A 12,465-nucleotide genomic window follows, 5' to 3' on the forward strand; every position below is an offset into this window, starting at 1 on the left:
CTTCCACCACCGGAGGACGGCATGACCGATCAGACCAGCCCCCTGTCCGAGCTCTCCGCCCACGGCGTGTCCGTGTGGCTCGACGACCTCTCCCGCGAGCGGCTCGACGACGGCTCGCTGCAGCAGCTCATCGACGACCGGAACGTCGTCGGCGTGACGACCAACCCGACGATCTTCGCCGGTGCGCTGTCGAAGGGCTCCGCCTACGACGCCCAGGTGGCCGAGCTCGCACGTGCGGGCAGCGACGTCGAGCAGGCCGTCACCGCGATCACGACCGACGACGTCCGCGCGGCCTGCGACGTCTTCGCCCCGGTCTTCGAGGCGACCGGCGGCAAGGACGGCCGCGTCTCGATCGAGGTCGACCCGCGCCTCGCGCGCGACACGGGAGCCACGATCGCGGAGGCACGGACGCTCTGGCAGGTCGTCGACCGGCCCAACGTCATGATCAAGATCCCCGCCACCGAGGAGGGCCTGCCCGCGATCGCCGACGCGATCGCCGAGGGCATCAGCGTCAACGTCACGCTCATCTTCTCCCTCGACCGCTACCGCGCCGTCGCCACCGCCTACCTCGACGGGCTCGAGCGTGCCCAGGACAACGGTATCGACCTGTCGACCATCCGCTCGGTCGCCTCGTTCTTCGTCTCCCGGGTCGACGCCGAGGTGGACAAGCGCCTCGACGCGCTCGGCTCGTCCGAGGCGAGCGCGCTGCGCGGCGCCACGGCGATCGCCAACGCCCGCCTGGCCTACGCCCGGTTCGAGGAGATCTTCGGTTCTCCGCGGTTCACCGAGCTGGCCGCATCGGGTGCCCACGTCCAGCGGCCGCTGTGGGCGTCGACCGGCGTGAAGGACGAGGCGTACAGGGACACGATGTACGTCGAGGAGCTCGTCGCGGACGACACCGTCAACACGATGCCGGAGAAGACCCTGCTCGCCACCGCGGAGCACGGCGAGATCCGCGGGGACACGGTGTCCGGCCGAGCCGACCAGGCCCAGCAGGTCCTGGAGTCGCTCGCCGCGCTGGGCATCGACATCGACGAGGTCACCGCCCAGCTCGAGGACGAGGGCGTGTCGAAGTTCGAGGTGTCGTGGGAGGAGCTCCTGCAGACCGTCCGTTCGGCGCTCGACTCGGCGTCGGCCTGACAGCCGGTCGGCACGAACCGGACGGACGCGGCCCGGCGCCGGAGCCCAGGCTCCGGCGCCGGGCCGCGTCCGACGTCGTCGGGGGTGGGCCTCAGGCGGTGCCGCGGCGGGCGCGCAGCGCGCTGAGGGCCTCGTCGAGGAGGGCCGCGCCGTCGCCGTCGGACCGGCGCTCCTTCACGTAGGCGAGGTGCGTCTTGTAGGGCTCGTTGCGGGGAGCCTCGGGCGGGGCGTCCCGGTCCTGACCGGCGGGCATGCCGCAGCGGGGGCAGTCCCAGGTCTCGGGGGGCACGACCTCGCCGTCGACCGCGAAGCTGGGGCTCGACTCGTGGCCCTGGGCGCACCAGTACGAGACCTTGACCCGGGGGGCGAGCTCGCCGCGCTCCATCTCCCCCATCGGGCCCGCGCCCACGCGCGAGCCACGGATCGCGTTGCCCCCGGCCATGTCAGTCTCCGAACTTCATGATGAGGCCGAGCATGACCACGCACAGGCCCCAGGCGACCGAGACCGCGACGGTCAGCCGGTTGAGGTTGCGTTCCGCCACGCCGGAGGAACCGACCGAGGAGGTGAGGCCGCCGCCGAACATGTCGGACAGGCCGCCGCCGCGCCCCTTGTGCATGAGCACAAAGAGGACGAGCACGATGCTGAGCAGCACGAGCAGCACGCTCAGGATCACCTTGAGCCAGATCACGGTGGGACAACTCCTCGGGAACGACGCGCGACGCCGGCGGGCGCCCCGACGATGATAAGCGATGACCCGCGGGCCGGGCGCACCTTGGACGAGCGACGGGGCACGGCCCGGGCTGCTCGCCCGCGCCGTTCCCCGTGCCCGGTGTCGGGTAGGTCAGCCGCCGACGTGCTGCTGGTAGCGCACGATCGCGGCGAACTCCTCCGCCTTGAGGCTGGCCCCGCCGACGAGCGCGCCGTCCACGTCGTCGCCCGCCATGATGGCGGCGATGTTGCCGGACTTGACCGAGCCGCCGTAGAGGACGCGGACGGAGTCCGCCAGCTCGGGCGAGTAGAGCTCCGCCAGGCGGGCGCGCACGGCGGCACACACCTCCTGCGCGTCCTCGGGCGTGGCGACCTCACCGGTGCCGATGGCCCACACGGGCTCGTAGGCGACGACGACGGATCCCGCCTGGTCGGCGTCCAGCGCCTCGAACGCGCCGGTGATCTGCGCGGTCACGTGCTCGACGTGCGTCCCGGCCCGGCGGACCTCGAGGCCCTCCCCGACGCAGATGATCGGGGTGATGCCCGCCCCGAGCGCGGCGGCGGCCTTGCGGCCCACGAGCGCGTCGTCCTCGGCGTGGTACTCGCGACGCTCGGAGTGCCCGACGACAACGTGGCTGACGCCGAGCTTGGCGAGCATCGCGGCGGAGATCTCGCCCGTGTAGGCACCCGAGGCGTGCTCCGAGACGTCCTGCGCGCCGTAGGCGATGTCGAGCTTGTCGCCGTCGACGAGGGTCTGCACCGAGCGAAGGTCGGTGAACGGCGGGACGACGACGACCTCGACCTGCTCGTGGTCGTGCTTGGCGTCGGTGAGGGTCCACGCGAGCTTCTGCACGAGGTGAGTGGCCTCGTGGTGGTCGAGGTTCATCTTCCAGTTGCCCGCCATGAGCGGGGTGCGAGCGTTCATGCGTTGTCCTCCAGGACGCTGAGACCGGGCAGCTCCTTGCCCTCGAGGAGCTCGAGGGAGGCGCCGCCACCGGTGGAGATGTGGGAGAAGGTGGACTCGTCGAACCCGAGGAGCCGCACGGCGGCGGCGGAGTCGCCGCCGCCGACGATGGTGTAGCCGTCGGCGTCGGACAGCGCCTGCGCGACCGCCTTGGTGCCGGCGGCGAACGGGGCCATCTCGAACACGCCCATCGGCCCGTTCCAGACGACGGTGCGGGCACCCGCGATGGCGGCGGCGTAGGCCGTGGAGGTCTCCGGGCCGATGTCGAGGCCCATCTGGTCGGCCGGGATCTGCTCGGCGGGAACCGTGGTGGCGGGCGCATCGGCGTCGAACGCCGGGGCGACGACGACGTCGGTGGGCAGGAGGATCTGGACCCCGCGCTCGGCCGCCCGGTCGAGGTAGCCGCGGACCGTGTCGAGCTGGTCCTCCTCGAGCAGCGACGTGCCGACCTCGTGGCCCTGGGCCGCCAGGAAGGTGAACGCCATGCCGCCGCCGACCAGCAGGGTGTCGGCCTTCTCGACGAGGTTGGCGATGACGCCGAGCTTGTCGGAGACCTTCGACCCGCCCAGGGCCACGGCGTAGGGCCGCTCGGGGTCGTTGGTCGCCCGGGACAGGGCCTCGACCTCGGCGAGGACGAGCTGACCCGCCGCCGCGGGCAGCACCTGCGCGATGTCGTAGACCGAGGCCTGCTTGCGGTGGACGACGCCGAATCCGTCGGAGACGAAGGCGTCGGCGAACCGGGCGAGGTCGGTCGCCATGGCCTGCCGCAGGGCGTCGTCCTTCGAGCTCTCGCGGGGATCGAAGCGGACGTTCTCCAGCAGCAGCACCTGGCCGTCGGTCAGCGCGTCGACGGCGGCCGCCGCGCCGTCGTCCACGACGTCGGGAGCCAGTGCCACGTCGTGGCCGAGCAGCTCGCCGAGCCGCGCGGCGACCGGGGCTAGGCTGAACTCCGGGTTCGGCTCACCCTTGGGTCGGCCGAGGTGCGCCATGACGACGACCCGCGCACCGGCGTCGACCAGGCGCGTGAGGGTGGGCAGTGCGGCGCGGATGCGCCCGTCGTCGGTGATGGTGGTGCCGTCCAGCGGGACGTTGAAGTCCGAACGGACCAGCACGCGGCGTCCGGCGAGGTCGCCGAGTGACTCGATCGTCTTCATGCGGTGCTCCTTGCTCGTCGAGGGGTGGTCGGGCCGGGCCCGCACAGGCCGCGACGCCCGCGCACGGCGCTGCTGCGCGGTGGGCGGACGTCGCGGTCAGGCGGTGACGGCGTCGGTCAGAGACGCGCGCCGATGTAGGCGGCCAGCGTGACGAGCGACGAGGAGTAGCCGAACTCGTTGTCGTACCAGGCGACGACCTTGACCTGGTCGTCGATCACCTTGGTCAGGCCCGCGTCGAAGATCGACGTGTGCGAGTTGCCCACGATGTCCTGCGAGACGATCGGGTCCTCGGTGTACTGGACGATGCCCTTGAGCTCCTCGGACTCCGCGGCGGCCTTCATGGCGGCGTTGACGGACTCGACCGTGACGGGCTTGCTGGCGGTGAACGTGAGGTCCGTCGCGGAGCCGGTCGGGGTCGGCACGCGGAGCGCGTAGCCGTCGAGCTTGCCCTTGAGCTGCGGGAGCACGAGCGAGACGGCCTTGGCGGCACCCGTCGAGGTCGGGATGATCGACAGGGCGGCGGCGCGGGCGCGACGCAGGTCCTTGTGCGGGCCGTCCTGGAGGTTCTGGTCGGCCGTGTAGGCGTGGATGGTGGTCATGAGGCCGCGCTCGATGCCGAACTCCGCGTCGAGGACCTTGGCCATCGGCGCGAGGCAGTTGGTCGTGCACGAGGCGTTGGAGACCACGTGGTGGTTCGCCGGGTCGTACTCGGTGTGGTTCACGCCGACGACGAACGTCGCGTCCTCGTTCTTGCCGGGGGCCGAGATGATGACCTTCTTCGCGCCGGCCTCGATGTGCGCCTTGGCCTTGGTCGCGTCGGTGAAGCGGCCCGTGGACTCGATGACGATGTCGGCGCCCAGCTCGCCCCAGGGCAGCTTGGTCGGGTCCGGCTCGGCCAGCGCGCGGAAGGTGACGTCGCCGACGCTGATGTTCTCGTCGTCGTGGGTCACCTCGTCGGCCAGCACGCCGAAGATCGAGTCGTACTTGAGCAGGTGCGCGAGGGTGCGGTTGTCCGTGAGGTCGTTGACGCCGACGATCTGCACGTCGGCGCCCGACGCCAGCAGCGCACGCGTGAAGTTGCGTCCGATACGGCCGAAGCCGTTGATGCCAACCTTGATGGTCACTGTGGTTCTCTCCTCCTCGGTGCACCGGTCGGGGCGCACGCATGTCGGTCGGGCCTGCGTGGGCGGCGCCCGCGACGGACCGTGGCCGTCGGCGTCATCCCCACGCCCCTGATCCTAGTCGGACGCGCGGACGGGCAGCAGCGGCGATCGTCCGTCGTCCGCCCACGGTGAACGGATGCGCACGGATGACCGCGTCGGCGACCCGTCGATGGGAGGAGGCCCACCCGCGGCCCGGCCGGTTCCGGCGGCACGGGCGGGCACGGACGGGCCGCTCAGGCGTCCTCGTCGTCGGGCGGGAGCACCGCCTGCGTGCTGGGCACGCCCAGCTCCTCGGCGCGACGGTCGGCCATGGCGAGCAGCCGCCGGATCCGGCCGGCGACGGCGTCCTTCGTCATCGGGGGGTCCGACATCACGCCGAGCTCCTCGAGGGAGGCCTGCCGGTTGGCCATGCGCAGCCGGCCCGCCTCGAGCAGGTGGTCCGGCACCTCGTCGCCGAGGATCTCGAAGGCCCGCTCCACGCGCGCGCCGGCGGCGACCGCGGCGCGTGCCGAGCGGCGCAGGTTGGCGTCGTCGAAGTTGGCCAGGCGGTTCGCGGTGCCGCGCACCTCGCGCCGGGTGCGGCGCTCCTCCCACGTGAGCACGGCGTCGTGGGCACCCATGCGGGTCAGGAGTGCCGAGATGCCGTCGCCGTCGCGCACGACGACCCGGTCCACGCCGCGCACCTCGCGGTTCTTTCCGGACACGCCGAGCCGCCGTGCGCAGCCCACGAGGGCGAGGGCGGCCTCGGGCCCCGGACAGGTGATCTCGAGCGAGGACGAGCGGCCGGGCTCGGTGAGCGACCCGTGGACGAGGAAGGCGCCCCGCCAGGCGGCGGTCGCCTCGGCGACCCCGGCCCCGACGACGGCGGTCGGCAGCCCGCGGACGGGCCGACCACGATTGTCCAGCAGGCCGGTCTGCCGGGCGAGCGCCTCGCCGTCCTTGACCACGCGCACGATGTAGCGGGTGGAGCGGCGCAGCCCGCCCGGGGAGACGACGAGGATGTCGCCGTGGAGCCCGAACAGCTCGTCGATCCCGGTGCGCAGGCGCCGGGCGACGATCGCGGTGTCGAGCTCGGCCTCGAGCACGATGCGACCGCTGACGATGTGCAGCCCTCCCGCGAACCGGAGGATGGTCGAGAGCTCTGCGCGCTTGGCCGAGGCCTTGGGGACGTCGACGCGGGCGAGCTCGTCCTTGACGGCCGCGGTGAGGGACATGACGCCCATCTTCACATCCCCCGCCCGTCGGTGCGTCCGGCGGTCTCGACGTCGCCCTCCGTGCGCTCCATCGCGTCGCGCAGGGCTGCGGCCAGGCGCAACGGGTCGTGGGTGGCGTCCGCGCCGGTCGCCCGCACCTGCCGGAGCAGGATCCGGGCGCCGAGCGCCGCGGCCGCCCGCTCGAGCTCGTCGAGGTCGTCGACGACCAGCGGGTCCGCGACGACGACGTCGAGCCGGAGGTCCGGCGCGTGGTCGTGCAGGGAGCGCAGGTGGTCGGAGACGGACATGCCCTCGGACTCAGAGTCGTCGTTGGAGAGGTTGAGGACGAGCGCGCGGTGCGCGTCGGTCGTGCACAGGGCGTCGACGAGCTCGGGCACGAGCAGGTGGGGCACGACGGACGTGTACCAGGAGCCCGGACCGAGGATCACCCAGTCGGCCTCCCGCACCGCCGAGACCCCCTCCGGTCGCGCGGGCGGGTCGCCCGGGAGCAGCCGCACCGATCGGACACGGCCCGAGACCTTCGCGACCCGGGACTGACCGCGCACGACCCGGACCTCGCCGGTGGCCGGGTCCACGACGTCGGCCTCGATGTCCAGCGGGACGGCGGACATCGGGACCACGCGACCGCGCACGCCGAGCAGGCTCGCCACCCACTCCAGGCCCTGGACCTCGTCGTCGAGGATCGACCACAGGGCGACGATGAGGATGTTGCCGACGCTGTGGTTGTCGAGCGGCCCGTCGGACCGAAGCCGGTGCTGCAGGACGTCCCGCCAGGTCTGGCCCCACTCGCCGTCGTCGCACAGGGCGGACAGCGCCATGCGCAGGTCGCCGGGCGGCAGCACGCCGAGCTCGCCGCGCAGCCGGCCAGACGACCCGCCGTCGTCGGCGACCGTGACGATCGCGGTGACGGCGGAGGTGAGGTGCCGGACCGCGGACAGGGTGGCCGCAAGGCCGTGGCCGCCGCCGAGGGCGACGACCTTCGCGCCCCGGGCGCCGGTCCCCCTGGGTTCCGGGAGGCCGGAGTACCCGGGCCGGCCGGGGGTGGGTACCGCCATCACTCGCGCCCCACGTCCCGGTGGAGGGTGCGCACCACCTGGCCCCGCGCGCGGAAGAGCTGCGCCATCCGCTCGGTGACCGCGACGGAGCGGTGCTTGCCGCCCGTGCAGCCCACGCCGATGGTGACGAACGGCTTGAGCTCGTCGAGGTAGCGGTCCAGCACGGGCGCGATCGTGTCGACGTAGCTCTCGACGAACTGCTCCGCGTCCGGCTGCGAGAGGACGTAGGAGGAGACCTTGTCGTCCTGCCCGGTGAGGTGGCGCAGCTCGGAGACCCAGTACGGGTTGGAGAGGAACCGGACGTCGACGACGTGGTCGGCGTCGAGCGGGAGGCCGTACTTGAAGCCGAACGACATGATGGACAGGCGGACCTGCCGGTCGACGGACTGCCCCACCTCCTCCCGGACGCGGCGCGCGAGGTCGTGCACGGACAGGCTCGTGGTCTCGATGATGACGTCGGCGCGGCTGCGCAGGTCGCGCAGCAGCGACCGCTCGGCGGTGATCCCGTCGAGGAGCCGGCCGTCGCCCTGGAGCGGGTGCGGCCGGCGCACGGACTCGTAGCGCCGGACGAGCTCGGCGTCGTCGGCGTCGAGGAACATGATGCGGTAGTCGACGCCGCGGTCGCGCATCTCGGCGAGCACGGCGACGAGCTCGGAGAAGAACGCCCCTGACCGCACGTCGACGACGGCGGCGAGCCGGCGCACGCCCGCGCCGGGGGTCAGCAGGCCGGCCAGGGCACCGAGCAGGCGCGGCGGCAGGTTGTCGACGACGTACCACGACAGGTCCTCCAGGGCCGCCGCGGCCCGGGAGCGGCCGGCACCCGACATCCCCGTGATGATGAGCAGCTCCGCCGGCTCCACGTCGGGGAGCGTCGCGGACTCGTCGAGCTCGGGGATGCCGTCGGGGACCGTCGGGGGGCGGGGATCGGCACCGTCAGTCATGGCCTCAGTGTGCCAGTGATCACGCCTGCTCGGTCCGCTCGCCCGTCCCCGTACCCGTCCCGGCGTCCTCCGTCCCCGTCCCGGCGTCCTCGGTCGCACCGGGCGGCGCCAGCGCCTCGAGGACGGCCCGGGCGGTGGCCGGTCCGATCCCCCTGACCTGCGCGATCTCCTCGACCTCCGCCACCCTCAGGCGCTTGACCGAGCCGAAGGTCTTGAGCAGGGCCTTCTGCCGGGCAGGGCCCAGGCCGGGGACGTCGTCGAGCACGGACCTCGTCTGCCGCTTGGAGCGGCGGGAGCGGTGGTGCGTGACGGCGAACCGGTGCGACTCGTCGCGCAGGTGCTGGAGGAGGTACAGCGCGGGCGAGGTGCGGGGCAGGATGACGGGGAACGGCTCGCCCGGCAGCCACACCTCCTCCAGGCGCTTGGCCAGGCCGACGACGGCGACGTCGTCCACCCCGAGGTCGACCATCGCGCGGTGGGCCGCGTTGACCTGCGGCTCGCCGCCGTCGACCACGACGAGCTGCGGCGGGTAGGCGAACCGGCGGGCGCGCCCGGTCGCGGGGTCGACGGGTCCGACGTCGAGCGGGATGCCGTCGTCGTCGATCTCGATCGGACCGGACGCACCGGGGTCCGCGCCCCCTGCGTCCGTGGGCCGGCCGTTCCCGTCGGCCGTCCGCTCGCGCTCGTCCCGCTGCTCCCGCTCGGCGAGGAGCCGGGCGAACCGCCGCCGCAGGACCTCGTCCATGGCCGCGGTGTCGTCCCGGGCGCCGGAGCCGTCCTCGCCCCGGACGACGAAGTGCCGGTAGTCGGACTTCTTGGGCATGCCGTCCTCGAAGACGACCATCGACCCGACCTGCTCGGTGCCCTGCGTGTGGGAGATGTCGTAGCACTCGATGCGCAGCGGGCTGGCGTCCAGGCCGAGGGCCTCCGTGAGCTCGGCCAGGGCGAGCGAACGCGTGGTGAGGTCGCCGGCGCGGCGGCTCTTGTGCAGCGTGAGGGCCTGCTCGGCGTTGGTGGTCACGGTGGCGAGGAGGGTCGCCTTGTCTCCGCGCTGCGGCACCCGGACCCGCACGCGGGCGCCGCGGCGCACGCCCAGCCAGGCCGTGATCTGCTCGGCGTCGGCGGGCTCGAGCGGGACGAGCACCTCCGCCGGCACGGCGGTCGTCGGCGTGTGCTCGACGTCGTCGGGGCTCGTCGCCCCGCCGTCCGAGGGCCGCCGGCGGGCCGTGCCGACGGACCGCGGGTCGCGCGGTGCGCGTCCGCCCGGGGCACCCGGGCCGTCGCCGTAGACCTGACCGAGCAGCTGCGTGAGCAGGCCCGCGTCGTCGATGTCCTCGACCCGGTCCACCACCCAGCCGCGCTGACCGCGGATGCGCCCGCCCCGCACGTGGAAGACCTGGACGGCGGCCTGGAGCTCGTCGGAGGCCAGGCCGAAGACGTCGGCGTCGGTGCCGTCGGGCAGGACGACGGCGTTCTGCTCGACGACCCGCCGCAGGGCGGCGGCGTCGTCGCGCAGCCGTGCCGCGCGCTCGAAGTCCTGGTCCGCGGCCGCGGCGCGCATGTCCCGCTCGACCTCGCGCAGGTAGGGCCCCGTGCGGCCCGCGAGGAACTCGCACATCTCCTCGGCGATCTCGCGGTGCTCGTCCGGGCTCACACGCCCCACGCAGGGGGCCGAGCACCGGTCGATGTAGCCGAGCAGGCACGGACGACCCGAGGAGGCGGCCTGCCGGTAGACGCCCGGCGAGCAGGTACGGACCGGGAAGACCCGCAGGAGCTGGTCGAGCGTGTCCCGGATCGCCCACGCGTGCGTGTACGGGCCGAAGTACCGCGTGCCCTTGCGCTTGGTGCCGCGGAGCACCTGCGCCCGCGGGATCTCCTCCCCCATCGTCACCGCGAGGTACGGGTAGGACTTGTCGTCGCGGTACTTGACGTTGAACCGGGGGTCGAACTCCTTGATCCACGCGTACTCGAGCGTGAGCGCCTCGACCTCGGTGCCCACGACCGTCCACTCGACCCGCGAGGCGGTCGTCACCATCTGGCGCGTGCGCGGGTGCAGGACGGCGAGGTCCTGGAAGTAGCTCGTCAGGCGCTGCCGCAGCGACTTGGCCTTGCCGACGTAGACGACCCGGTGGTCGTCGTCGAGGAACCGGTAGACGCCCGGGTCGGTGGGGATCTCGCCCGTGGCGGGGCGGTAGACGGACGGGTCGGCCATGGCTCGAGCCTACGTCCGCGTGCCGACGGTCGGGCCGGGCGGCGGTCCGACCGCCGGTGGCGCGACCGGGCGGAGATGGGCGGCGGTACGGCGGCCGGCGCTCGGCCCGTGCGCGGGGCTCAGTCCGTGGGCGCGGACGGGCGCACCTCGATGGGCTCGACCCGCACCGGGACACCGAGCGATCGGGCCAGGTGGTTGTGGTCCCGCGCCGAGGCGTGCAGCCGTGCCGCCGTCTCCTCCCCCACGTGCCCGGAGTAGGTGACCCGCGGCCGCAGGACGATCTCGGTGAACGGGCCCGAGCCCCCGCCCTCGATCCGCTGCGTGGCGGTCGCCTGGTCCAGGTACCCGGTGACGACGACGTCCTCCTTGGCGGCGGTGCGCAGGAACCACAGCATCTGCGCCTGCGACACGGCGCCGAGGAAGAGCTCCTCCGCCTTGTGGCGCGAGACGTCGGTGCGGACACGCAGGTCCGAGCTGGCGAGCAGCGTCGGCTTGCCGTCCACGCGTACCTCGTGGTCGCGCGAGTAGGAGGCGTAGCTCGCGGTGCCGCTCTCGTCGGCACCCGTCCAGTCCACGGTGACGTCGAAGGTCTGCAGTGCGCCCATGCGGAGAGTCTAGGCGGAGGTGGAGCCGGTCACGAGGAGGACGCTCCACCGTCTCCCGGCGGGGCCTCCGTTCGCTCCGGCAACGAGGTCGCCGGGACGGACCTGCACGCCCGCGACCGTCGGACCGTCCGGTGTGGAAGAGTTTCCGTGACGGGCCCGCGGTGGGGCCGGCCACGAAGGGGACCTGGGATGACGACGTTCGAGAGCTTCGACGCCGTGGCGCCGATCGCGCCCGGGACGATCGAGAGGTGGCGCGACCGGGCGCCGGGCGGCCTCGTCGAGGTGTGGGAGGCGCAGGGCAGCGGGCTCGTCGGCGACGGGTACGTGCGCGTCGTCGACCCCGACCGGGCGCACCAGATGCTCGACGGCGTACTGACGATGCCGCCCACCGCCGTCCCCGTGCTGACGACCGCGCTCGCCGACCTCGTCATGTACATCGCACCCGTGTTCCACGTCGCACGGTTCCGGCGCGGGACGATCGACCAGCTCGCGTTCGAGTCGGACCAGCTCTACGCGGACCTGACCGACGACCAGTTCCTCGACGGTGTCCTCGAGCGGCAGCCCTACCCGGCCGCCGCCGACCGCCTCGGCGTCCCCGGCATCGACGAGTGCTTCTTCTACGCCCCGCTGCTGACGATCGGCGGCCCCGAGGTCGAGGCCAACCTCCATCGGGGCGGTCTGTGGGAGAACCTCTCCCTCACCGTCCAGATGTCGGGTCTCCCTCAGCCTCGAGGCGCGCGCGGCTGACCGCCTGCCAGCCGATCACCGGACCGCTGCATACTCCTCGAGCCGGCGGCTGGGCCGGCGTCTGTCGACCGTGCCCCGCGAGTGGTCGAGCAGCGTGTGGTCCCGCGCGGTGCAGGGCCCGTCCGGGACGAGACCGTCCGGGTCGAGGGTCCGGAAGCGCGGGCTCACGATCCGACCGAGCTGAAGCCCGTGTCGACGAACGGCCTGAGGAGCACCTCGCGGTGCTCGGGGGCGAGATCGTCCCCGCGGGCGACGGCGACCGCCGCCGACTCGACGCGGTCGCGCAGCTGGCGCCTCCGACGGCCGGAGAGATCGTCGTCCGAGAGTCCGACCTCGTCGATGGCCTCGAGCGCCGCGCTGCTCACCGCGCCACGCACGGCTGCGGGCAGCCCGCCGACGATCGCCTTGACGGCCGCAGGACGCTCCTGGACCGTCGAGTCGCCCGCCATGAGATCGACCCAGGTCGCGCGAGGTGTCGCGACCACCTCGTCGAGGAACGCCTGGACCTCGTCGTGGTGCTCGCCGAACTTCTGCGTCATCCCGCTCCCCTGCCGTCGTGCT

General features: G+C 73.2%; 13 protein-coding genes. 2 read left to right on the top strand and 11 right to left on the bottom strand.

Going from position 1 to position 12,465, the window contains the following annotated elements:
* The first annotated feature begins 21 nt into the window (after positions 1-21).
* Positions 22-1,140, top strand: coding sequence for a transaldolase (tal, locus tag AC24HA_RS10760; protein ID WP_425709864.1), 1,119 nt, complete (start codon positions 22-24; stop codon positions 1,138-1,140).
* 91 nt (positions 1,141-1,231) lie between these two features.
* On the opposite strand, the gene AC24HA_RS10765 is transcribed toward tal, so the two are convergent.
* The 10 genes from AC24HA_RS10765 to AC24HA_RS10810 all read right to left on the bottom strand — a co-directional run bounded on the left by AC24HA_RS10765 (position 1,232) and on the right by AC24HA_RS10810 (position 11,157).
* Positions 1,232-1,582: an RNA polymerase-binding protein RbpA gene (locus AC24HA_RS10765; protein WP_425709643.1), complete on the bottom strand. Its 351-nt coding sequence runs from the start codon at positions 1,580-1,582 to the stop codon at positions 1,232-1,234.
* Position 1,583: 1 nt separating this feature from the next.
* A complete protein-coding gene (secG, locus tag AC24HA_RS10770) occupies positions 1,584-1,829 on the bottom strand; it encodes a preprotein translocase subunit SecG (protein ID WP_425709642.1) in 246 nt (81 codons plus the stop codon).
* 153 nt (positions 1,830-1,982) lie between these two features.
* On the bottom strand, positions 1,983-2,774 hold the full coding sequence (gene tpiA / locus AC24HA_RS10775) for a triose-phosphate isomerase (RefSeq protein WP_425709641.1): 792 nt from the start codon (positions 2,772-2,774) through the stop codon (positions 1,983-1,985).
* Positions 2,771-3,967, bottom strand: coding sequence for a phosphoglycerate kinase (locus AC24HA_RS10780; protein WP_425709640.1), 1,197 nt, complete (start codon positions 3,965-3,967; stop codon positions 2,771-2,773). The genes tpiA and AC24HA_RS10780 overlap by 4 nt, the downstream gene beginning before the upstream one ends.
* A gap of 116 nt (positions 3,968-4,083) precedes the next feature.
* Positions 4,084-5,091 carry a type I glyceraldehyde-3-phosphate dehydrogenase gene (gene gap / locus AC24HA_RS10785; RefSeq protein ID WP_425709639.1) on the bottom strand — a complete coding sequence of 336 codons (1,008 nt, stop codon included), beginning with the start codon at positions 5,089-5,091 and terminating at the stop codon, positions 4,084-4,086.
* A 272-nt stretch (positions 5,092-5,363) separates the two neighbouring features.
* Entirely contained in the window at positions 5,364-6,344 is a 981-nt protein-coding gene (whiA, locus tag AC24HA_RS10790) for a DNA-binding protein WhiA (protein WP_425709638.1), read from the bottom strand.
* Positions 6,345-6,355: 11 nt separating this feature from the next.
* Complete coding sequence (locus AC24HA_RS10795) at positions 6,356-7,399, bottom strand: gluconeogenesis factor YvcK family protein (RefSeq protein WP_425709637.1); 1,044 nt, start codon at positions 7,397-7,399, stop codon at positions 6,356-6,358.
* Positions 7,399-8,340 (bottom strand): RNase adapter RapZ, encoded by a 942-nt coding sequence (rapZ, locus tag AC24HA_RS10800; protein ID WP_425709636.1) that lies wholly within the window; start codon positions 8,338-8,340, stop codon positions 7,399-7,401. Before rapZ ends, AC24HA_RS10795 begins: the two co-directional genes overlap by 1 nt.
* Before the next feature lie 19 nt (positions 8,341-8,359).
* Positions 8,360-10,552: an excinuclease ABC subunit UvrC gene (gene uvrC / locus AC24HA_RS10805; protein ID WP_425709635.1), complete on the bottom strand. Its 2,193-nt coding sequence runs from the start codon at positions 10,550-10,552 to the stop codon at positions 8,360-8,362.
* Positions 10,553-10,671: 119 nt separating this feature from the next.
* Positions 10,672-11,157 (bottom strand): OsmC family protein, encoded by a 486-nt coding sequence (locus AC24HA_RS10810; RefSeq protein ID WP_425709634.1) that lies wholly within the window; start codon positions 11,155-11,157, stop codon positions 10,672-10,674.
* A 189-nt stretch (positions 11,158-11,346) separates the two neighbouring features.
* Here AC24HA_RS10810 and AC24HA_RS10815 point away from each other — a divergent pair, with 189 nt between their 5' ends.
* Positions 11,347-11,904 (top strand): T6SS immunity protein Tdi1 domain-containing protein, encoded by a 558-nt coding sequence (locus tag AC24HA_RS10815; protein ID WP_425709633.1) that lies wholly within the window; start codon positions 11,347-11,349, stop codon positions 11,902-11,904.
* Positions 11,905-12,068: 164 nt separating this feature from the next.
* Here AC24HA_RS10815 and AC24HA_RS10820 read toward each other — a convergent pair whose 3' ends face one another.
* The gene (locus AC24HA_RS10820; protein WP_425709632.1) at positions 12,069-12,443 is read right to left on the bottom strand and encodes a hypothetical protein; all 375 of its coding nucleotides are present in this window, start codon (positions 12,441-12,443) and stop codon (positions 12,069-12,071) included.
* Positions 12,444-12,465 lie beyond the last annotated feature (22 nt).

The sequence above is a fragment of the Georgenia sp. Z1491 genome (assembly GCF_057652395.1).